The sequence below is a fragment of the Pseudomonas sp. nanlin1 genome, from assembly GCF_045571515.1.
GTDB lineage: Bacteria > Pseudomonadota > Gammaproteobacteria > Pseudomonadales > Pseudomonadaceae > Aquipseudomonas.
Window position 1 is genome coordinate 278,564 of record NZ_CP124218.1, and the last position, 23,792, is coordinate 302,355.

At 60.7% G+C, this 23,792-nt stretch carries 10 protein-coding genes; 8 read left to right on the forward strand and 2 right to left on the reverse strand.

Going from position 1 to position 23,792, the window contains the following annotated elements:
- The first annotated feature begins 1 nt into the window (after position 1).
- Complete coding sequence (lapD, locus tag QCL65_RS01350; RefSeq protein ID WP_407314147.1) at positions 2–1,948, forward strand: cyclic di-GMP receptor LapD; 1,947 nt, start codon at positions 2–4, stop codon at positions 1,946–1,948.
- 104 nt (positions 1,949–2,052) lie between these two features.
- Here lapD and QCL65_RS01355 read toward each other — a convergent pair whose 3' ends face one another.
- Together QCL65_RS01355 and QCL65_RS01360 are read right to left on the reverse strand one after the other, a co-directional pair.
- A complete protein-coding gene (locus QCL65_RS01355; RefSeq protein WP_407314149.1) occupies positions 2,053–2,391 on the reverse strand; it encodes a tryptophan synthase subunit beta in 339 nt (112 codons plus the stop codon).
- Positions 2,392–2,445: 54 nt separating this feature from the next.
- Complete coding sequence (locus QCL65_RS01360) at positions 2,446–14,436, reverse strand: retention module-containing protein (protein WP_407314151.1); 11,991 nt, start codon at positions 14,434–14,436, stop codon at positions 2,446–2,448.
- A 669-nt stretch (positions 14,437–15,105) separates the two neighbouring features.
- Here QCL65_RS01360 and QCL65_RS01365 point away from each other — a divergent pair.
- From QCL65_RS01365 to QCL65_RS01395, 7 genes are all read left to right on the forward strand, one after another.
- On the forward strand, positions 15,106–17,259 hold the full coding sequence (locus QCL65_RS01365) for a type I secretion system permease/ATPase (RefSeq protein WP_407314153.1): 2,154 nt from the start codon (positions 15,106–15,108) through the stop codon (positions 17,257–17,259).
- A complete protein-coding gene (locus QCL65_RS01370) occupies positions 17,249–18,625 on the forward strand; it encodes an HlyD family type I secretion periplasmic adaptor subunit (protein ID WP_407314155.1) in 1,377 nt (458 codons plus the stop codon). Before QCL65_RS01365 ends, QCL65_RS01370 begins: the two co-directional genes overlap by 11 nt.
- Before the next feature lie 107 nt (positions 18,626–18,732).
- Complete coding sequence (locus QCL65_RS01375; protein ID WP_407314157.1) at positions 18,733–19,182, forward strand: MarR family winged helix-turn-helix transcriptional regulator; 450 nt, start codon at positions 18,733–18,735, stop codon at positions 19,180–19,182.
- The gene (locus tag QCL65_RS01380; protein ID WP_407314159.1) at positions 19,179–21,269 is read left to right on the forward strand and encodes an FUSC family protein; all 2,091 of its coding nucleotides are present in this window, start codon (positions 19,179–19,181) and stop codon (positions 21,267–21,269) included. Before QCL65_RS01375 ends, QCL65_RS01380 begins: the two co-directional genes overlap by 4 nt.
- A complete protein-coding gene (locus QCL65_RS01385; protein WP_407314161.1) occupies positions 21,266–21,475 on the forward strand; it encodes a DUF1656 domain-containing protein in 210 nt (69 codons plus the stop codon). Before QCL65_RS01380 ends, QCL65_RS01385 begins: the two co-directional genes overlap by 4 nt.
- Positions 21,472–22,362, forward strand: a complete 891-nt coding sequence (locus QCL65_RS01390; RefSeq protein WP_407314163.1) for an efflux RND transporter periplasmic adaptor subunit — start codon at positions 21,472–21,474, stop codon at positions 22,360–22,362. Before QCL65_RS01385 ends, QCL65_RS01390 begins: the two co-directional genes overlap by 4 nt.
- Positions 22,359–23,777: an efflux transporter outer membrane subunit gene (locus tag QCL65_RS01395; protein ID WP_407314165.1), complete on the forward strand. Its 1,419-nt coding sequence runs from the start codon at positions 22,359–22,361 to the stop codon at positions 23,775–23,777. The genes QCL65_RS01390 and QCL65_RS01395 overlap by 4 nt, the downstream gene beginning before the upstream one ends.
- Positions 23,778–23,792 lie beyond the last annotated feature (15 nt).

The window sequence follows — 23,792 nt, forward strand, 5'->3', positions numbered from 1 at the left end:
GATGTCTCTGTTCAAACAACTGTTGCTTGCGATCTGCTTGTTTCTGATCGTCGCGTTCAGCGGCAGCTTTATGGTCAGCCTGGAAAGCTCGCGCACGCAGTACGTCAATCAACTGCGCTCCCATGCACAAGACGCAGCCACGGCATTGGCCTTGTCACTGACGCCCAACATCGACGACCCTGCCATGGTCGAGCTAATGGTCAGCTCGATCTTCGACAGCGGCTACTACGCGAGCATCCGGGTGGTGAACCTGGAAGACGACTCGGTGATGGTGGCGCGCAGCGCCGAGCCTGACGGTAACGATGTGCCGGCCTGGTTCGTGCGCTTGATTGGCCTGGACGCGGCTGGCGGTGATGCCATCGTCAGCCGCGGCTGGCAGCAGGCCGCGCGGGTAGAAGTGGTCAGCCACCCGATGTTTGCCCTGGCCAAGCTCTGGCAGAGCGCCCTGGGGAGCTTAAGCTGGTTGCTGCTCTGTGGTGCCGTCAGTGCCGTGCTGGGGGCGATGCTGCTGCGTCGCCAACTCAAGCCACTCGATTACATGGTGGCGCAGTCCCAGGCCATTGCGCGCCGTGAATTTCTCAGCTTGCCGCAGTTGCCGCGTACGCCCGAACTACGTCGGGTCGTACAAGCGATGAACCAGATGGTCGAGAAGCTCAAAGCGCTGTACCTCGAACAGGCCGAGCGTAGCGAAAAGCTACGGGTGGAGTCCTACCAAGACCCCCTGACCGGGCTTGCCAACCGCCGTTATTTCGACCTGCAATTGCACGCCCGTGTCAGTAACCTGGAAGAAGCCAGTGCGGGCTTTCTTCTGATGTTGCGGGTCAGCGACCTGGCTGGCCTGAACCAGCGGTTAGGCGGGCAACACACCGATCAACTGTTGCAGGCCGTGGGTGAACAATTGGCGCGAGCCTGCGCCCGCTACCCTGAAACCCACAATCTGATCAGCCGCAGCCGTGGCGGTGAGTTCACCGTCCTTGCCCCGGGTTTGGTCAAAGACGAAGCCTGCCAGCTGGCCCAAGAGTTGGAGGTGGCATTACAGAGCCTCTACGAGACTGGCGCATCGGACACCAACCCCCCGGCCTTCATAGGGCTGGCCCCTTACAGCCCGGGCGACGTCATCCCAGAGCTGCTCAAGCGGGCTGACCAAGCTTTGGCCCAGGCCGAGGCCGAAGGTGGATCGAGCTGGGTGTGCCTTGACCACAGTACGTTGGCCGCCATTGGTGATGATCATCATGCCTGGCACCAGCTGTTGGATGACGCGCTGCAACAAGGCCACTTCCAGCTGTTCTTCCAGCCCGTGGTGCGCAGTGACGCCACCGAGCAGGTGATTCACCACAAGGTGCTTTCACGCTTGCTCGACCCACAAGGCAATGCGATTGCGGCGGGCCGCTTCTTACCTTGGCTGGAGCGCTTCGGTTGGGCCGCCCGGCTGGACCGGCTGATGCTGGAAAGAGTGCTCACCCACCTGCAGCAGCACGAACAGCCCCTGGCCCTGAACCTGTCGGCGGCCACGTTCACCGACCCGCCGTCCTTGGAGCGGGTCTTCGACATGCTGGCCCAACACCCGGCGGCCGGCCCGCGGCTGACCTTCGAGATCGGCGAAGAGCAGCTCCCCGACCACAACACGCTGGAGCAATTGACCCGGCGCTTGCGCACGCTGGGCTTCAGCCTGAGCCTGCAGCGTTTTGGCGGGCGTTTCAGCATGATCGGTAACCTGGCCCATCTAGGCCTGGCTTATCTAAAAATCGACGGCGGGCACATTCGCGCCATCGACCAGGAAGGCCACAAGCGTCTGTTCATCGAAGCCATTCAGCGCGCGGCGAACAGCATCGACCTGCCGCTGATTGCCGAACGGGTCGAAACCCAAGGGGAGTTGAAGGTCATCCGCGAGATGGGGATTCAGGGGGTACAGGGGCAACTGTTGGGTGAGCCCAAGCCATGGCAATAGATCCCCAAGCCCGCACGGCGGCAGCCCGTTGCACAAGCTGCGCAGCTTAGAAACATCGAAGGCGGCCCATTGGTCGCCTTCCCCCGCCCCTATTGCTATACCTGTTAGATCAACCCCGGCTCATCATCATTAATCAAATGATCGAGCCCACCCAACGCTTCCCGCGCCTGGGTCCGGTCCATCAACTTCGCCTGTGCGGCGGCCGGCAAGTCCGTGACACGGATTACGCCCTTGCTGGTCAATACCTGAATCAAGTCGTCGAGTACCCGGATCATCTCCAGGTCGCTCTGCTTCAGTTGCTTCAGGCTATTTTCCACCACTTGATTGGAATACCACGCTTGAATCTCGTGGTGATCGGCCGGCAGGCTTTCAGTGGACTCGGCGTAGGCCGCCGCTTCCACCCGGACCAGCTGGCCGTTGGCACCGCGTTGCACATAAAACATGGAAAACCTCTCAGTACACATTAGTTACGCAGCGGCCATAGGGGCCGCCGGGCCTCAATCGTGGTTAACCTTGATGGCAGGGTCGGCACCGCTGATCAGCGAGTTGATGGTCTGGTTCGACCAGTTCACGTTGTCCAGCTTGATGTGCACATCGGCTACGCTGGCCGCCGAGGTGGCGCTTTGGCCACTGGTGAATTGGCCGGTGGTGCTGACCTCCAGTGTAGTCCCGCCGCTGCTGTCAGTGGTGACCTTCAGGTACTTGTCGATATTGGCGTCGGTTTCGCCTTGCAACAAGTCTCGCAGGTCCAGGGTGTCGCCCCCGGTCTTGCCGATTTCCTTGCTGAAGTCCTTGACCACATCGCTGCCGGTGTCGCCCTTGAGCCACACGAACGTGTCGTTGCCGCTGCCGCCGGTGAGGATGTCATTACCTTTGCCGCCGATCAGCAGGTCGTTACCCGAGCCGCCGTTGAGCGTGTCATCCCCGGCCTGGCCGAACAAGATGTCATTGCCCGCGCCACCCATCAGGGTGTCGTTGCCGCCCGCCGTGGCGGTGCCGTTGAACTCCACCAGATGGTCAGTGATGTACTGATGCATGCCTTTGTCGCTGACATCGGACACACCGGTCTGCTCGCTGACATACGCGCGAATGGCTTCGACGCCATTACCGGAAACCGTACTGAACGACACCACGTCGCCGAACAGGATGTCATTCCCGTCACCCCCATCCAACGTATCGTTGGCCGGCGCCATGGCCGTGGTGTTGCCATGGATGGCGTCAGACAGTTGGTTGGCGTCGATGATGCCGTGGGCCTGGCCGTCGGTGTCGTACTTGTTCAAGGCGGTTGTGTCGCCCATGTTGACGCCGATGGCCTCGACCGACGTGCCGGTCTTGAGCAGCAATTGGTAGCCTTCATTGGCGTTGCTGAGGGTGGTGCTATCGGTGCTGCTGCCGTCGCCCGCGAGGAAGCTGTACTCATGGCCGCCCTTGCCGTCGTCATGGGACGCCAGCGTGCCAATCTTGGTCTGGGTCCAGTAGTTGCTGCCGTTGCTGGCTTGCTGCGAGGTCCATTTGTACACCGAACCGTCGGTGCCGATGATCGTGCGGGTCTCACCACCCAGGACGCGCTGCACGTTATTGCTGCCGGTGTATTCGCTGATCACCGAAGCCAACGTGATGTCCGTGCGCGTACGGTAGTCCACCACCACAGCGCTGTTGCTATTGTCCTGATAGAACGTTGGCATGCCGTCGGTGATGAAGTAGGTCATTTTTTCCGCGCCGACGTTGCTTTGCGCGGTGGTGCTATAGAACCAGTTGGCGGTGGTCTTGAAGGCGTCCTCGTAGTTGGTACCGCCGCCTTGTTGCATGGAGTTCAAGACGCCCAGCAGGTTGTCGAGCGCATTGGGGTCTTTCAAGTTGACGGAGACTTGCGCGCCGGTCGTATTGTCGAAATCCACCAGGAACACGTTCACCACACCCGCGGTGGAAGACTTCGCGCTGGCGACCAGTTCCTTGAACACCGACTCCAGTTGCGTCTTCGCCGCGGCCAGTTGGCTCATGCTGCCTGAGCTGTCGACGACAAACGCAATGTTGTAGTTCTTGCCATCGACGATCAGCACGCCCTGGCTATCGCCCACCATGATTTCGCTTTTGCTGGTGCCGGTCAGGTTATCGGCGGCCGTGGTACCGTCCTTGTGGTCATAGACGGCCGGGGTCACGGAAATCTTCACGGTGCTGTCGGCGGTGCTGCTGGAGGTGCCGTAGTTTTCCTTCGAGGTGGCCGTGACGGTCAGGTTCACCGGCTCGGTGGAGTAAGGTTTCGGGGTGAATGTCAGGGTCTTCAGGTCCCAATTGCTTACGTCCACGGCATTGACGGTCGCGGTGGCCGTGAAGGTATGGCCGCTGCCATCGCTCAAGGTGGCACCGGCTGGGATCGCTCCCACCTTACTGATGCTGACGGTCTCCGAATCGCCATCGCTGGTGGTCGCCACCAGGTTGAGCAACGTCGAGCCGCTTTCCTGCACACTGCTGGCCCCAGTGACGGTAGGCCGTTCGGCCACGGGGGTGATGTCGACCGTCAGTGTCTGGGCGTTGGACAGCAAGCTGCCGTCCGATGCCTGGAAGCTGAACTGCGCGTAGTCTTGGTGGTTGTTACCCACCCCCGTAGGCACGCTGGTGCCTGCCGGCGCGTTTACTGCACTGGACTCGTTAGCGCTCGGCACGAACACCAGCTTGCCGTTATCGAAACTGGTCTTGGCGATCGTCTGGTTGGCGCTGACAGCTACCAGCTTGCCATCACCCCCATCAAAGTACAGCGTACCGTTCTTCGGCAGGGTGTTGATGACGACGCTCAGGTTACTGCTGTCGACGTCCTTGATGCCCAGGTCGGCCCAGCTGATGTTCAGTTGGGTATCTTCGCTGCCGGTCAGGGTTTTGCTGGTGGCGGTAGGCGCATCATTGGTTGGGGTAACGGAAATCACCGAGTTGCTCAGGCTCGACCAACTGATGCCATCGCTTACGCTGATGCTGATCGTGCGCGGGCTGGGGTCTGGCGTATCGCTGGTGTTGTTGAAAGTGATCGCCTTAAGCGCAGCCTCGTACTGGGCGGCGGTACCGCTGCCGCTCAAGGTCAGCACCAACGCGCCGTTGACCGTGCTCGAAGTGATGCTGATACCGCCGACGCTGCTCGGCGCCAGCAACTGATCGCCACTCAGGGGGTTAGTCAGGGTGACGGTGGCACCCGTCACCTTGCTGCTATCGATGTCGGAAATATGCACATTGCCGACCACAGCCACAGCACCAGACTTGTCTTCGACAAACGCGTTGTTGAAGCCATTGCCCTGGCCGCCGTCGTCCAGTGCCACGTTAGGGGCATCGTTGACCGCGTCGACCACCACTTTAATGGTACCGGTGACGACTTCTGGTTTACTGATGCCGGCTTCACTGGCAGTGGCCGTCACGGTCAGGGTAAAGGTGCCGTTGTAGTTGCTGGGCGGGGTAATGCTCAGGGTCGCCAGGTTCAGCCCATCGATCACCACCGGCTTGCTACTGTCGATGGTCACGGAGTGGCTGCCATCGCTGAGCACCGAGCCCACGGGCGCGCCACTGAGGGTGGTCACGTGGGTCTCCGAGCCGTCGGTGGTGTCGCCGTACTTCACCGTCACCGCGCTGAGCTGAATGCGGGTGTCTTCCAAGCCATGGTTGACGCTGGTGCCGGTATAGAAGCCTTCGCCATTGCTGCCGTGCAGGTCGGAGACCGTCAGGCCGGCATTGGTCATGTCGGCCACGCTGCCATAGGTCGGCAGGCCGCTGCCGCTCAGGGTGGTCGGTGTGGCGCCGTCTATGGAGATATTGACGTTGTAGTTGCCCGGGCCGTTCTGGTTGTAGTGGTAAACGTCCAGGGTGTAGTAACCCGACTCGGCCGGTGTGAAGCCGTTGCCAGTGTTGTAAATGGTGCCGCCATTGTTGCCCCAGGTGGCACTGGCGACCACATTACCGCCCAGCGTGACTGCCAGGCTGTCGTCGCCCTTGCCGCTGAAGGTGTAGGTCTTGCCGGCTTCCAGGTAGATCAGCCCGCTGACCTTGCTTGCGGTGCCCTCGGTGACCGAGCTGGCGTTCAGGTCAAACACGCCGTGGGCGGTGCTGTTGACCGGGCTGGCTTTGCCAATCACGTTCACCAGGGTCGCGGCGCTGGCGCCCTGGCCGTTGGTGCCCAAAGCATCCTTGGACAGGGTAGTCCAGACGTCTTTGTTCAACCCGGTGGTGGTGATGGCCGGGGTATTGATGCTCAACACCGGCACATCCACCACAGGCGTGATGTACAGGTTAACCGTGGCCATATTACCCACGGCATTGCTGGCATCGATCGGTTGGAACTGGAACTGCGTGTACTGGCCGTTGCTCGCCTCATCGGCCGTCGGGCTGAAGCGCAGATGCCCCGCCTCGATGGTCGCGCTGCTGATCACATCGCCGGCCTTGACGCTGGTCCAGTGTTGCCCATCATTGCTGACCTGCAGGGTGCCGTGGTCGGGCAGGGCGGCCACCTTGATGCCCAGTTCGCTGGTGCTGTTGTCCGGGTCAGTGATCCCCAACCCGGCCCAGGTGACTTTCACCGGCGTGTCTTCGCTGCTGGTCAAGGTGCTGCTGGAAGCGGCGGTAGGGGCGTTATCGATGGAGTTGACCACCACCGTGGTGGTGGTCACCGCCGAGTTGTGACTGCCGTCGTTGACCACAACACTGATCTGGCGGTTCTCCAGGCTGGGGTTATCACTGGAGTTATTGAAGGTGATCTTGCCGATCAGCCCTTGGTAGTCCGCCAAGGTGCCGTTGCCGCTCAAGGTATAGCCACTGCCATTGGCGTTGGCCGTGACGGTAATGTTCGGGTACTGGGCAATCACCGCCGGGTCGAGACTCAACGCGTCGCCCGTCTGTGGGTTTTTCAACGTGACCTGGGCACTCTGCAAGTGGGTGCTGTCGGCGTCGGTAATGCTCAGGCCGCTGGTGATGGGTGTCGCACGGCCGCCTTCGGTGAAGGTGATGCTGTGGTCGTTGCCGCTGCCAGCGCCATTGAGGTCCACCACTGGGGTGTTATCCAGAAGGGCCGTGGTGACGCTGTTTTGCGTCGCGCTAACGTTCAACTGCTCGAAGTTACCTCCCGTGGCCGAGGCGATCGTCACGGTGAGGTTTTCCGTGTTCTCGATCAGTTGGTCATCGAGGGTCGAAACGTCGAAGTTAACGCTCTTCTGCCCGCCAGGGATCGTGACGCTGACCACTTTGCTGTAGTCGCTGCCATCCTGGGCCGTGCCGCTGTATGTAAGGTTCACGGTCACGGCGGTTTGCGGTGTGTTGCTCAGGGTCAGGGTGTAATGAGCCGGTGCGCCTTCGACGACGCTGTCAGCGCTCTGGGTGATCCTCACTTCGGTGGCCGTGGTGACTTCATGCACCGTGGTATTGACCGGCGCGCCATAAACCAGGCTTTCGTAGTTGCCGCCGCTCACGGCCGTGATCGAGTTGCCGATACTGTCCGGGCCTTTGTAGGCGTCGTTCGGCACATTACTCGGTAGGCTGCCCGAGGTGGCGCCCACGGCAATGGTGATGGTCTGGCCGTTAGCCAACTGAACGTGTAAGTCGCTCCCCGTCACCTGCTGCGCCACGCTGGCGGTGTAGGTGATCGTGCCGCCTTCATTCACGTCGGTGGTGGCGGTCAAGGTCACCGGCAGATCCGTTTTCACGTCGGTGATTTGCGTCGTCACCGGCCCTTTATCAACGCTAAGGGCCTCGAAACGGCCATCACCGGTAACGCGGTCGATGCTGTTCTCGACTGTACGGCTGCCCACGTACACATCGTCGGCGGGCGCGGCGGATTCCACCGACTGGCTGAGGGTATTGGCCTGAATGGTCACGGTTTCACCGTTTTTCAGGGTCACCGTCACAGGCTGGTCAGACGCATGGGAGAGGGTCACGGTGTAGGTGATCTTGCCCCCTTCGGCCACTGACTCGCTGGCAGACAGCTTCAGCGTAGTGGTGTCGATCTTGTCGCTGATCTGGGTCGAAGCCGACGCATCTTTATAGTTAATGGCTTCGAGGTTGCCATTTTTGACCGGATCCGCCGCTACAACCGTGACGGTTTGGGTGGTGGTCGGGGTTTTCAGGGTGTCACCCGGCACGACGTAAGTGCCCGTACCGCTGTTCGAGCCAGCAGCGAACGTAACGGTGGTGCCGTTGGACAGCGTCAGCACCAGCTCAGACTCGGTTTTGACGCCATTAGCCAGCGTGGCGGTGTAGGTAATGGTGTCGCCTTCCACTGCCGCAGCTTTATCGGCGGTCAGGGTCACGGCGGTGGTGTCGATGCTGTCGCTGATCTGGGTGGATGCTGATGCGCCACTGAAATTAATGGCTTCAAGGTTACCGTTTTTCACGGCGTCAACGGATGTGACCGTCACTGTCTGAGTGGTCGTGGCATCTTTGAACACATCGTTGGGCACGACGTAAGTGCCGGTCCCAGTGTTAGAGCCTGCAGCAAAGGTCACCGTGGTGCCGTTGGACAACGTCAGCACCAGCTCAGACTCGGTTTTGACACCGTTAGCCAGCGTGGCGGTGTAGGTGATGGTGTCGCCTTCGATAGCCGATGCCTTATCGGCGGTCAGGGTTACGGCGGTGGTGTCGATGCTGTCACTGATCTGGGTGGATGCTGATGCGCCGCTGGTGTTGATCGCTTCGAGGTTACCGTTCTTAGCTGCATCCACGCCGGTGATGGTCACGGTTTGGGTAGCGGTGGCATCTTTGAACACATCGTTGGGCACGACGTAGGTGCCGGTGCCCGTGTTCGAGCCAGCGGCGAATGTAACGGTGGCGCCGTTCGACAGCGTCAGCACCAGCTCAGACTCTGTTTTAACACCGTTCGCCAGCGTGGCGGTGTAGGTAATGGTGTCGCCTTCTACCGCCGAGGCTTTGTCAGCCGCCAGGGTTACAGCGGTGGTGTCGATGCTGTCGTTGATCTGGGTGGATGCTGATGCGCCGCTGGTGTTGATCGCTTCGAGGTTACCGTTCTTAGCTGCATCCACGCCTGTGATGGTCACGGTTTGGGTAGCGGTGGCATCTTTGAACACATCGTTAGGCACGACGTAGGTGCCGGTCCCAGTGTTAGAGCCTGCAGCAAAGGTCACCGTGGTGCCGTTGGACAGCGTCAGCACCAGCTCAGATTCGGTTTTGACACCGTTCGCCAGCGTGGCGGTGTAGGTAATGGTGTCGCCTTCTATTGCCGATGTTTTGTCGGCGGCGAGGGTTACAGCAGTCGTATCGATGCTATCGCTGATAACCGTCGAGGCCGAAGCGCCGTTGAAGTTGATTGCTTCGAGGTTGCCGTCTTTCCCCGCATCGACACCCGTAACGGTGACAGTCTGGGTTGCCGTGGCATCTTTGAATACGTCGTTCGGCACCACGTAAGTACCGGTGCCCGTGTTCGAGCCTGCGGCGAAAGTCACGGTGGCGCCGTTGGACAGCGTCAGGACCAATGCAGTCTCAGTTTTAACGCCATTGGCCAAAGTAGCGGTGTAAGTGATGGTGTCGCCTTCCACCGCCGAGGCTTTGTCAGCCGCCAGGGTCACGGCGGTGGTGTCGATGCTGTCGCTGATCTGGGTGGACGCTGATGCGCCGCCGAAGTTGATGGCTTCAAGGTTGCCGTTTTTCACGGCGTCGACACCGGTAATGGTCACGGTCTGGGTGGCGGTGGCATCTTTGAACACATCGTTGGGCACGACATAAGTACCGGTGCCCGTGTTCGAGCCAGCGGCGAAGGTTACGGTGGCGCCGTTGGAGAGGGTCAATACCAGCTCGGATTCGGTTTTAACGCCGTTGGCCAGGGTAGCGGTGTAGGTGATCGTATCGCCTTCGACGGCCGAAGCTTTATCAGCCGCGAGCGTAACGGGGGTTGCATCGACACTGTCGCCGACGACTGTCGATACGGTGGCACCACTGAAATCAATACGCTCCAGGTTGCCATCTTTTGCCCCATCCACACCGGTAACCGTCACGGTCTGTGTAGAAGTGCCATCCTTTACGTTGTTATTCGGTATGACATAAGTGCCGGTGCCGGTGTTAGAACCTGCAGCGAAAGTCACGGTGGCGCCGTTGGACAGCGTCAGGACCAATGCAGTCTCAGCTTTAACGCCATTCGCCAGGGTGGCGGTGTAGGTGATGGTGTCGCCTTCGACGGCCGAGGCTTTGTCGGCGGCTAGGGTTACGGCGGTGGTGTCGATGCTGTCGCTGATCTGGGTAGAAGCGGATGCACCGCTCGTGTTGATGGCTTCCAGGTTACCGTTCTTAAGAGCATCCACACTGGCGATGGTGACAGTCTGGGTTGCAGTGGCATCTTTGAATACATCGTTTGGTACGACGTAAGTGCCAGTGCCGGTGTTCGAACCTGCGGCGAAGGTCACAGTGGTGCCGTTCGATAGAGTCAGCACCAATTCGGATTCAGTCTTAACACCGTTAGCCAAAGTAGCGGTGTACGTAATCGTATCGCCTTCGATAGCCGATGACTTATCAGCCGCCAGGGTCACCGCAGTGGTATCAATGCTATCGCTGATAACAGTCGAAGCCGAAGCGCCACTGAAGTTGATCGCTTCAAGGTTGCCGTCTTTCCCAGCATCCACACCGGTAATGGTGACAGTCTGGGTAGCTGCGGCATCTTTGAACACATCATTAGGCACAACGTAAGTGCCGGTGCCAGTGTTCGATCCAGCGGCGAAAGTCACGGTCGCGCCGTTAGACAGGGTCAATACCAATTCGGATTCGGTTTTAACGCCGTTAGCCAGAGTGGCGGTGTAGGTGATGGTGTCGCCTTCTACCGCCGAAGCTTTGTCAGCCGCTAGGGTCACAGCAGTGGTATCAACGCTATCGCTGATAACAGTCGAAGCCGAGGCGCCATTGAAATTGATGGCTTCGAGGTTGCCGTTTTTCCCCGCATCCACGCCAGTGATGGTCACGGTCTGAGTAGCAGTAGCATCTTTGAACACATCGTTCGGCACGACGTAAGTGCCAGTGCCGGTGTTCGAACCTGCGGCGAAGGTCACGGTGGCGCCGTTGGACAGCGTGAGCACCAATTCGGATTCGGTTTTAACGCCGTTAGCCAGAGTGGCTGTGTAGGTGATCGTGTCGCCTTCTACCGCCGAAGCTTTGTCAGCCGCCAGGGTTACCGCAGTGATATCAACGCTATCGCTGATAACAGTCGAAGCCGAGGCGCCATTGAAATTGATAGCTTCGAGGTTGCCGTTTTTCCCCGCATCCACGCCAGTGATGGTCACGGTCTGAGTAGCGGTAGCATCTTTGAATACATCATTCGGCACAACGTAAGTGCCGGTGCCAGTGTTCGATCCAGCGGCGAAAGTCACGGTCGCGCCGTTAGACAGGGTCAATACCAACTCGGATTCGGTTTTAACGCCGTTAGCCAGAGTGGCGGTGTAGGTGATCGTGTCGCCTTCTACTGCCGAAGCTTTGTCGGCGGCCAGGGTTACGGCGGTGGTATCAACCTTGTCGTTGATAACGGTCGAAGCCGAAGCACCATTGAAATTAATCGCTTCAAGGTTGCCGTCTTTCCCAGCATCCACACCGGTAATGGTCACGGTCTGCGTGGCGGTGGCATCTTGGAACACATCATTGGGCACAAAGTAAGTGCCGGTACCGGTGTTCGAGCCTGCGGCGAAAGTCACGGTGGCGCCGTTCGATAGAGTCAGCACCAACTCAGATTCGGTTTTAACGCCGTTAGCCAAAGTAGCGGTATAGGTAATCGTGTCGCCTTCCACCGCCGAGGCTTTATCAGCAGCCAGGGTCACAGCGGTGCTATCAACGCTATCGCTGATAACAGTCGAAGCCGAAGCGCCATTGAAGTTGATAGCTTCGAGGTTGCCATCTTTCCCAGCATCCACACCGGTAATGGTGACGGTTTGTGTTGCAGTGGCATCTTTGAACACATCGTTCGGCACAACGTAAGTGCCGCTGCCAGTGTTCGAGCCTGCGGCGAAAGTCACGGTGGCGCCGTTAGACAGGGTCAGCACCAACTCAGATTCGGTTTTAACGCCGTTAGCCAGAGTGGCGGTGTAGGTAATGGTGTCGCCTTCTACTGCCGAAGCTTTGTCGGCGGCCAGGGTCACAGCGGTGGTATCAACCCTGTCGTTGATAACGGTCGAAGCCGAAGCACCATTAAAATTAATGGCTTCAAGGTTGCCGTCTTTCCCAGCATCCACACCGGTAATGGTCACTGTCTGAGTAGCGGTAGCATCTTTAAACACGTCATTAGGCACAACGTACGTGCCGGTGCCCGTGTTCGAACCAGCCGCGAAAGTCACAGTCGCGCCGTTAGATAGCGTCAGCACCAACTCGGATTCGGTTTTAACGCCATTAGCCAAAGTAGCGGTGTACGTAATCGTATCGCCTTCCACTGCCGAAGCCTTGTCGGCGGACAAGGTCACAGCCGTAGTATCGATACTGTCACTGATGACCGTGGACGTTGAAGCCCCGGCAAAGTTGACCGCCTCCAGGTTGCCGTTCTTCGCCGCGTCCACCCCGGTGATGGTCACGGTCTGGGTGACGGCAGCGTCTTTGTACACATCGTTGGGCACGACATAAGTGCCGGTGCCGGTATTGGAGCCCGCCGCGAAAGTCACGGTCGCGCCGTTGGAGAGGGTCAGCACCAACTCAGATTCAGTTTTAACGCCGTTGGCCAGGGTCGCGGTGTAGGTGATCGTGTCGCCTTCCACTGCCGTAGGCTTGTCCGATGACAAGCTGACGTCGACTGCCGACACCACATCGGTGATGGACGTGGTGACGCTGGCGTTACTGTAGTCCAGGGCTTCGTAGTTGCCGTTGTTGGCACTGCCGTCTGGGCTGGTGGTAACGCCGGTGACGCTGACGGTCAGCGGGCCACTCTGGTAGACGTCGTTAGGCACCGTGTATTGGCTGCTGCCGCTGGTTTGGCCTGCATCGATGGTGATCGTCGCGCCGTTGGACAGCTGCAACACCAGCGCGGTTTGCGGGGTGCCGGTTACGGTCGCGGTGTAGGTGATCACACTGCCTTCTTGTACCGAGGCCGAGCCTACGTCGGTGCTCAGGGTCACGCGGGTGACGTCGGTACTGTCGGCGACTTGGGTAACGGCTGGCGCGGTGCTCACGCTCAGTTGTTCAAAGTTGCCACCGGTGGCCTGGGCAATGCTGACGGCCTGGGTGTTGGCGCTGATGTAGATGTCGTTCGGCGCCGTATTGAAATCGACAAAACCGCTGGTTTGGCCGGCGGCAATGGTAATGGTCTGCCCATTGCTCAAGGTCACGTTGACGTCGGTACCGGCGGCATTCGTCAGCGTGGCGGTATAGCGCAGGGTATCGCCCTCGACCGCGGTGGCCTTGTCGACACTCAGGGTCAACTGCGTGTTGTCAGTGGGGCCGTCGACGATGGCGGTGCTGGCCTTGGCGTTGCTGTAGTCAACCGCTTCGAAGTTGCCGCCCTGGGCGTCGGTAACGCTTACCTCGATAGCGGTATTTTTGTACGCATCGGCCGCGGGCGCCGCGTGGATTACCGTACCAACGGACTCACCTGCGGCGATATTGATCACGTCGCCATTGGACAAGGTGATTTGCACGGCGGTCTCGGCCTTGTTCGTCAAGGTCGCGGTGTAGGTGATGGTGCCACCTTCGCTCACCGACTCACTGGCGCTAAGCAGCACCCGAGTGGTGTCGATGGTGTCGGTGACTTGAGTCACCGCAGGCGTTGTGTCGGTGGTCAAGACCAGGCCGGCGCCGCCACTGGTGCTGCTGATGCTGGCCGACAGCTGACCGGCGTCGAGATACGGCGTGTCTTGGGAACCCATGGGCACACTGACGCTGCCGCTGGTCTGCCCCGCCGCAATCACAATGCTCGCCCCATTGCTCAGGGTTACAGTGAGGTCGCTGGTGGGCGCCTGGGTTACGCTGGCGGTGTACACCAGCACGCCGCCGGCTTCGGTAATGGTAGGCGTCGCGCTAAGGGTCAGGGTGGCCGCGCGCAGGTTCTGCGTGTCGTCAGTATTGGTGATCAAGCCTTCGACCTGGGTATTGTCCAAGGCGGCAGCCGAGTTCAGGCCCTCGGTCGGGAAGCCCACAGTCGGGTCGACTTCACCGGCCACGGCGTCAAGCATCACGAACGTGTGGCTGCCTCCGGCCTCACCGCCGGTACCGGCAGCTGTCGCCCCTGCAGCGGGGGCTTCCAATACGGTGGTCGGGTCAGCGCCGGCGGCGATTGCCTGTTGCAGTTCGGCGACCGATGGGGCGTTCTGGCTAGCGGCCTGCGCCAGATCGGTACTGGAGTCTGGCGCGGCTGCGCTCCACTGGGTATCACGGCCCAGGTCCAGGCTACGACCGTCAGCCAGTTCTAACGTCACAGCCCCCTCGGGGCCGGTGACCACTTGTTCTCCGGTGAACAAACGATCTCCCTCAATGAGTACGCGCCGAATCCCCTCGGCGGAAACGGCGATAACTTGGCCAACAATGCTTTTGACGATGGCAACAACACTGCTCATGTGAAGAACTCTCCGGAGGCACTACCGTGCGACGTTTTTAAGGCGTCAAATAAATGTTATTTGTTGTTTGAAAACAGCAAAATACGAGGCGTTGATCATTTGTCGGCATCCTAAACAATCCCATGAGTGATGTCATATTGATATTTAGTGGCCGATTGCCGTCGCTTCTACAATGGTGTGTCTCAAAGCAGGAAACTTGCCAAGAGCCGCGCAGGGCGCGGCTTTCGTCGGTTTAGTGAGAGTCGCCGCGCGCATCGCTATTGAAATGAAAGGCTTTTTGGCTGGAATTTTCGTCAATAAAACAGCGCCAAGGCTCTATTTATCGGGGGCTTGGAGACTGCGGGGGATTGGCAGCGTTACATTCCTCAAATCACTGCCTGGGAAAAATAACCGACGAGCGGTCAGAGGCAGAGTCGTCCACGCAACACTGACCCACTACCCCCGTCATGCAAATGCCGGTGGCTTCCAGTGTTTCGCCTAAATATTGGCAGTTCTAGCCGATAACCTGACTGATCTTCACTACTTGCACGGCTACGAACCCAGCCCGCGCGGGGCATGGCCAAGGCTGGCATCGGTTGTGCAGAGGTCGGAAAAACCACTGGGCCCATGTCGCCCGCTAACGGGCTCCCCAGGGAGCGCTTTTGTTCAGTTCAAGCCGAGAGTGTCAGCGTGGAATCAGAACTAGGTACAGCGCCGTTGGGTTTCGACCCACGCAGCCAGCATGACGACCCCTTGCTGGATGGTTTGCTGACGCTTTGCGCTTTACATCAAAAGCCTGCCAGCCGCGCTATGCTCACGACCGGCTTACCCCTGCCGGCGCAGCGCTTGAGCCCCGAGTTGCTCACCCGCGCCGCCGCGCGCGCCGGTTTGCAGGGGCGCCTGATGCATCGCCAGTTGGAGCAGATCCCGCGTATCGCCTTGCCGGTCATGCTGCTGCTCAAAGACGCCCGCAGTGCCGTGTTGCTGGGTTGGGAAGGCGATACTGCACGCTTGCTATTGAGCGAAAGCGACGGGGGTGAAGTGCGCGTGGGCCGCGACATCCTGCAGGAGGATTACAGCGGGCGGGTCTTTTTCGCTCAACCTCAGCACAAGTTCGATGTAAATCACGACACCCTGATCCCCCGCGCGCGCTCCTGGTTTCGCGACACCCTCAAGCGTTCCCGCTGGCTGTATGCCGATGCCATCGCCGCCAGCCTGGTGATCAACCTGATTGCCTTGGCTGCCCCGTTGTTTGTGATGAACGTCTACGACCGTGTCGTGCCCAACCAGGCCACAGCAACCCTGTGGGTGTTGGCGGTAGGTATCACGGGTGCCTATCTGTTCGACCTGCTGCTCAAAGGGCTACGCGGCTTATGCCTGGACCTGGCCGGGAAAAAAACCGATTTGATCATCTCGGCTACCCTGTTCGAGCGGATCGTCGGCATGGCCATGAAGCATCGGCCCGCCCGGGTCGGTAGCTTCGCGCAGAACATTCACGAATTTCAGGGCATGCGCGACTTCCTCACCTCGCTCACCCTGACCAGCCTGATCGACTTACCCTTCACTCTGATCATTCTGTTGGTGATCGCCCTGCTGGGCGGGCACCTGGTGTGGATTCCGATCGTTGCTTTCCCCTTGGCACTGGGCATCGGCCATTTTCTGCAAAAGCCCCTGACCGCGACCCTCGAACGCACCATGGCACTGGGGGCCGAGCGCCAGTCGGGGCTCATTGAAACCCTGGCCGGGCTGGATGCGGTCAAGGTCAACAACGCCGAGAGCGAGCGCCAGTACCAATGGGAACAGACCATCGGCACCCTGAGCCGCCTGGAACTGCGAGTCAAAGTGCTGTCGAGCCTGGCGATGAACATCACCTTGCTGATCCAGCAACTGGCTGGTGTGGCGATGATCATTTTTGGCGTCTACCAGATCATCGACGGTAACCTCAGCATGGGCGGCCTGGTGGCCTGCTATATGCTCAGCGGCCGTGCCCTGGGGCCATTGGCGCAGCTGTCGGGTCTGCTGACCCGCTATCAGCAGGCCAAGGTCACCATGGTGTCGGTTGACCAGATGATGGAGCTGCCGCAAGAGCGCAACTTCGATGAGCGCCCCCTGAGCCGCCAAGTGCTACAGGGCGCGATTGAGTGCCGCGACTTATCCTTTACCTACCCAGGCCAGCAGAACCCTGCGTTGCGTGGGCTCAACCTGACCCTGCGCCCAGGCGAGAAGATCGGCATCATTGGCCGCAGCGGCTCGGGTAAAAGCTCCCTGGCCAAGTTGCTGGTGGGGCTGTATCAGGCCGACAGTGGCGCCTTGTTGGTCGACGGCGTGGACATTCGCCAGATCGATGTCAGCGAGCTGCGCCACAACATCGGCTACGTGCCCCAGGACATTCAACTGCTCAGCGGCACCCTGCGTGACAACCTGGTCTCGGGGGCCCGCTACGTGGAAGACGAATTGGTGTTGCAAGCCGCAGAGCTGGCCGGTGTCCACGAATTCGCCCGCCTGCACCCCCAAGGCTATGAACTGCAAGTGGGTGAGCGGGGGCAGAACTTGTCCGGCGGCCAGCGGCAGAATGTCGCCCTGGCCCGGGCGTTGTTGCTCAACCCGCCGATTTTGCTGCTCGACGAACCCACCAGCGCCATGGACAACACCGGCGAGGAGCGCCTCAAGCAGCGGCTGCAGGCGGTGATCGAAAACAAAACCATGATCCTGGTGACGCACCGCGCTTCATTGCTCAGCCTGGTCGACCGGCTGGTGGTGATCGACCGTGGCCAGATTCTCGCCGATGGCCCGAAAGCCGCGGTTATGGAAGCGCTGAAGAAGGGGCAGATCAGTGTTGCTTAAGTCCGGTCCAGGCGGCCTGCGTGGCTCGCTCAGTCGTTATTTCAAAGGTTCGGATTCCCTCGACGGCCAGCCCCTGCCGGAGGTCAGCAAAGCGCTGATCGACGACGCCCCGCGCATCGTGCGGCTGACCATTTGGGGCATCATCGCCTTCTTTTTGTTTCTGCTGCTGTGGGCCCACCTGGCCGTCATCGATGAAGTGACCAAGGGAGAGGGCAAGGCCATTCCGTCGTCGAAAATACAGAAAATTCAGAACCTGGAAGGCGGCATCGTGGCGCAGATTTATGTGCACGAAGGGCAGATCGTCGAAGCGGGTGCGCCCCTGGTGCGCCTGGACGACACCCGTTTCGCCTCCAACGTCGGCGAAACCGAGGCCGATCGTGTGGCCATGCAATTGCGCGTCGAACGCTTGAGTGCCGAAGTGCAGGACCGCCCGCTGAGTATTCCGCCTGAGGTGCGCAAAGCGGTACCCAACCAGGCCGCCAACGAAGAGCAGTTGTACCGTAGCCGGCGCCAGCAATTGCAAGATGAGGTGGCTGGCCTGCAGCAACAGTTGGTGCAGCGCCAGCAGGAGGCTCGCGAGTTCAGTGCCAAGGCCGACCAGTACCGCAACAGCCTTAACCTGTTGCGCCAGGAAATCAGCATGTCCGAGCCCCTTGTGGCCCAGGGCGCGGTTTCGCCGGTGGAAGTCTTGCGCCTGCGCCGCTCGGAAGTCGAAATCCGCGGCCAGTTGGAAGGCACGACCCTGGCAATACCTCGTGCCCAGGCGGCGATTACCGAAGTTCAGCGCAAAATCGACGAAACCCGCGGCAAGTTCCGTAGTGATGCGTTGACTCAGCTTAACGAAGCCACCACTGACCTGAGCAAGGCCCAGTCCACCTCCAAAGGCCTGGAAGACCGGGTCAACCGCACTTTGGTGACCTCACCGGTGCGGGGTATCGTCAAGCAGATGATGGTCAATACAGTGGGCGGGGTGATCCAGCCGGGCAGCGACCTGGCCGAGATCGTACCGCTGGACGACACCCTGCTGGTGGAAGCTCGCATACGCCCCCAGGACATCGCGTTTCTGCACCCTGGCCAGGAGGCCATGATCAAGTTCACCGCATATGACTACACCATTTACGGCGGCCTCAAAGGCAAGTTGGAGCAGATCGGCGCCGACACCATCCAGGACGAAGAAAAGAAAAACACCTTCTACGTGATCAAGCTGCGCACTGACCGCAGCCACCTGGGCACGGATGAGCGCCCGCTGCTGATTATTCCGGGCATGGTGGCCTCAGTGGACATCATCACCGGCAAGAAAAGCGTGCTGAGTTATCTGCTCAAGCCGATTATCAAATCCCGGGCCGAAGCGCTGCACGAGCGTTGAAACCTGAGCCGTGCGCTGAGCGTTCGGCTAAATGGGGCTTGACGAGTAACAGGATGTTGCCTGAACATAGATAGTTAGCAAGCTATTTATATGGGCAAGTTTCTTTCATGAGCCTCAACAAGCTCCAACTCTCTGTCAGCAGCGGCATGGTCCTGGCGTCCCGGCATTGGCGGCGCCTGTGCCAGGCCACGCTGGCCAATTATGGGATTTCCGAAGCCTGCGCGGTGCCGTTGTTGCAGATCGTGCGCCTGGGCGATGGCGTGCGCCAGGTCACTGTGGCCCAGGCCGCAGGGTTGGAAGGGCCGTCGTTGGTGCGCTTGCTCGACCAGTTGTGCAAGGCCGGTTTCGTCCAGCGCAGCGAAGACAGCAGTGACCGCCGCGCCAAGGCCCTGAGCCTTACGCCCGCCGGCCGCACTTTGGCCGAGGCCATTGAAGCAGAGCTGGTGCGGTTGCGCCGCGACGTACTCAAAGACATTCCCGCAGATGATCTCGAAGCCGCACTGCGGGTGGTGCGCGCCTTTGAAGTAGCGGGCTTAGCCACGGGGCAACCCACGTGAAAGGTTTTTTCAGCGACGTACCGCCCTGGCGTGACTGGTTTTATGGCGTGCGCACCTTTGCCGCCTCGATGATCGCCTTGTACATCGCCATGCGCTTGGAAATGCCCCGGCCCTACTGGGCGATGGCGACGGTGTATATCGTCTCCAGCCCGTTCGTGGGGCCTACCAGCTCCAAAGCCCTGTACCGCGCCGCAGGCACCTTCGTCGGCGCCGCGGCCGCGGTATTTTTCGTGCCGTTGTTCGTGCAGGCGCCGCTGTTGCTGGCGACGGTGATTGCACTGTGGACCGGCACGCTGCTGTTTCTCTCTCTGCACCTGCGCACCGCCAATAGCTACGCGCTGATGCTGTCGGGCTACACCCTGCCGCTGATTGCTTTACCGGTAGTCGACAACCCGCTGGCGGTGTTCGATATCGCTTCGTCACGCTTTCAGGAGATTTGCCTGGGGATCGTCTGTGCGGCGGTGGTCGGCGCTATTTTTTGGCCGCGGCGGCTGGCGCCGGTATTGATCGGCGCCCAAGGCAAGTGGCTGAACGATGCCAGCACCTACAGCGAGCGCTTTTTAGCCCGAGAGGCCAGCCCCGAAGAGATCGGCAGCCTGCGTGCGGCGATGGTCGCCAACTTCAATTCGCTGGAGCTGATGATCGGCCAACTGCCCCACGAAGGCATGCGGCCCCAGGCGGTGCGCCAGGCCAGTGAACTACGCGGGCGCATGATCCACCTACTGCCGGTGATCGACGCCCTGGACGACGCTCTGGTGGCCTTGGAACGACGTACGCCAGAATGGATCGCCCAGCTCCAACCGCTGCTCGACAGCGCCCGGCAATGGCTCGCCGACCAGCAGGGCGAACCTACGCTGCAGCGCTGGCAAGCCCTGAGGGATCAGCTCGACGCCTTGCAGCCCAGCCCCCAGCAACTGGACGACCGCCAGTATCTGCTGCTGTCCAACGCCCTTTACCGCCTGGGCGAGTGGATCGATCTATGGCAGGACTTACGCGCCTTGCACTACCGGTTGCAGACCGACAGCCGGGCGCCCTGGCGGGCCGTGTATCGGCACTGGCGCCTGGGCCGGCTGAAGCCGTTTCTGGACCGCGGCATGATGCTTTACTCGGTGGGCTCCAGTGTGGCGGCCATCATCGTCGCCTCGACCCTGTGGATCATGCTCGGCTGGACCGACGGCGCCAGTGCGGTGATTCTGGCCGCCGTGGCCTGCAGTTTTTTCGCCGCCATGGACGACCCTGCGCCGCAGATCTACCGCTTTTTCTTCTGGACGGCGCTGTCGGTGGTGTTCGCCAGCCTTTACCTGTTTTTGGTTTTGCCGAACCTGCACGATTTTCCGATGTTGGTACTGGCGTTCGCCGTGCCCTTTATCGTGGTCGGCACCCTCACCGTGCAGCCGCGCTTCTACCTTGGCACCTTGCTGACCATCGTCAATACGTCCTCGTTCATCAGCATTCAGGGCGCCTACGACGCCGACTTTCTCAACTTCGCCAACTCCAACCTGGCCGGCCCCGTCGGCCTGTTGTTCGCCTTTGTTTGGACCCTGGTGGTGCGCCCGTTCGGTGTCGACCTGGCGGCGCGCCGGTTGACCCGTTTCAGCTGGCGCGACATCGTGCATATCACCCGCCCGGCCTCGCTCAATACCCAGCGCGCGATGGGCGTGCAATTGCTTGACCGGCTTATGCAGCACCTGCCGCGGCTGACCCTGACTGGCCAGGACACCGGCGCGGCACTGCGCGATGTACGGGTGGCGCTGAACCTGCTGGACGTCCAAGCCTACGTGCACCGGGTGCCGGCGCCGGCACAGGCGCTGTTGCAGCAAGTGGTAGTGGATGTGGGCCAATATTTCCAGAATTGCCGTGATCAAGACGAACGACTTCCCGCCCCCATGAGTCTGTTGATGACCATGGACCGCGCGCGCCGCGCCCTCAACTCGCAAAGTGCCGAGTCGGCCGCCCAGGCGCGCGTGCACCTGCTGCATGCCTTGAGTGGCTTGCGCTTGGCGTTGTTGCCGGGCGTCGAAGTGGTGGCTTCCGTGGGCGAAGCCGAAGAAGCCCTGCCACACGGTATCGATGGAGCCCCGCTGTGATCGGTGAACTGGACATCAGTGGGATCTTCCTGCCGACGCTGTTGGTCATGATGGTCGCTACTTATCTGTTATTTCTGCTGGTGCACGCCGTGCTCAACCGCGTGCACTTCTACCGCCTGGTGTGGCACCGGGCATTATTCAACGTCGCGCTCTACGCTGTGCTACTCGGCGCGGTGGACGCTCTCTGTCGAACCCTGATGCTATGAAAAAACCTCTGTTGACCTTCGGCCGTGTGGTCCTGACCTTACTGGTGGTGGCCCTGGCCAGTTTTGTCATTTGGCGCATGGTGACCTACTACATGTTCGCCCCCTGGACCCGCGACGGGCATATTCGTGCCGACGTGATCCAGATCGCCCCGGATGTTTCCGGGCTCATCCAGCAGGTCGAGGTGCATGACAACCAGGTGGTCAAGCGTGGCCAGGTCTTGTTCAGTATTGACCAAGACCGTTTCCGCCTGGCCCTGCGCCAAGCCCAGGCCAGCGCCGCCGAGCGCCAGGAAACCCTGGCCCAGGCCCAGCGTGAACTCAAGCGCAACCGTGGCCTGGGTAATCTGGTGGCGCGCGAGCAGCTCGAAGAAAGCCAGTCGCGCCAAATGCGCGCCCAGTCAGCCCTGGCCGAAGCCCAAGTGGCGGTGGACGCGGCGCAGTTGAACCTGGACCGCTCGGTGATCCGCAGCCCGGTCGACGGCTACCTGAACGACCGTGCACCGCGCGCCCATGAGTTCGTCACGGCCGGGCGGCCGGTGTTGTCGGTGGTCGACAGCGACTCGTTCCACATCGACGGTTATTTCGAAGAAACCAAACTGTCGAGCATTCAGGTCGGCCAAGCCGTGGACATCCGGGTAATGGGCGATAACACGCGCCTACGCGGCCATGTGCAGAGCATCGTGGCCGGTATTGAAGACCGTGATCGCAGCAGCGGCTCGAACCTGCTGCCTAACGTTAACCCGGCCTTCAGTTGGGTGCGCCTGGCGCAGCGGATCCCGGTGCGCATCGCGTTCGACGATATTCCCAAGGACTTTCGTATGATCGCCGGGCGCACCGCCACGGTATCGATCCTGGATGCCACAGGGCAGCCTGAGGCGGCACGATGAACAGGCCGTTGCGCGCCGGGTGGTTAGCGTTGAGCCTGGTTCTGTCGGCTTGCCAGACGGTGGGGCCGGATTACCAAATGCCCGCCGATGCCGCGCTCAAACGCGCCGATCTACAAGGCGAACTGGCAGCCGGAGACAGCCAAGTGGTGTCTGCGCCGGTGCCGCAGGATTGGTGGAAGTTGTACCAGGACCCGACCCTCGATGCCTTGGTGCAGCAGGCCATGCAGGCCAACACCGATTTGCGCGTGGCCGCAGCGAACCTGCAGCGCGCCCGCGCCCAGGTGGAGCAGGCCCAGGCCCAAGGTGGTTTTGGCGCTGGTGTGCAAGCCAGTGCCGAACGCGCGCAGGAGTCTGGCGAAGCGTTCTTGCAGACCGAAAAACTGCCGGTGGAGAACCTCGGCAGCGTGGCGTTGAACCTGTCTTACCAGTTCGATTTGTGGGGCACCCTGCAGCGTGGCATTGAGGCAGCGCAGGCTAACGCCGACGCGACCCAGGCCGCTGCCGACACCGCGCGCATCACAGTGGTGGCCGAGGTGGTGCGCGCCTATACACAGATCTGTGCAGCCAATGAAGAGTACGCCATTGCGCGTCACTCCCTGGAGCTGCAAGAACAAGGAGTGAAGCTGACCCAGCGTCTGCGCGACGCTGGCCGCGGTGATGAAACCCAAGTCACGCGCACCCAGACCCAGTCCAAGTCGCTGCGTGCCGAATTGCCGCGCTACCAGGCCGCGCGCCAGGCGGGCACTTATCAACTGTCGATGCTGCTGGCCAAGCCTTTGAACCAACTACCGGCCGGGGTCGAGCAGTGTGCGCAGTTACCTCGAATCAGCCAACTGCTGCCTGTGGGTGATGGCGCCAGCCTGCTCAAGCGCCGCCCGGACATCCGCCAGGCCGAACGTAAGCTCGCTGCCGCCACGGCGGATATAGGCGTGGCCACCGGGCAGTTGTACCCAGACATCAGTATCGGCGCCTCGGTGGGCAGTGTCGGCTTGCTCGAGAACCTCGGCCGGCCGGCCACCAACCAGTGGAGTTTCGGCCCGATGATCAGCTGGAGCGTGCCCACCAATGGCTCCCGGGCGCGTATTCGCCAGGCGCAAGCCTCTACCCAGGCGGCGTTGGCGCAATTCGACGGGGTGGTGCTCAATGCCATTCGCGAAACCCAGACTGCCCTGGCCCAGTACAACGCCCTGTTGGCGCGCCGCGATGCCTTAGCCGACGCGGGTGCCTCGGCGCAGCAAGCGGCCGAGCAGACCCATCGGTTCTTCCTGGCCGGGCGTGAGTCATTTCTGGCGGATCTGCAGGCCACCCGCACCTATACCGACGTGCGCGGGCAGTTGGCGGCGGCCAATACCCAGGTGGCATTGCAGCAGGTCAATCTGTTTTTGGCCTTGGGCGGCGGTTGGCGCAGCCCATAAACAGATCAGGGGCGC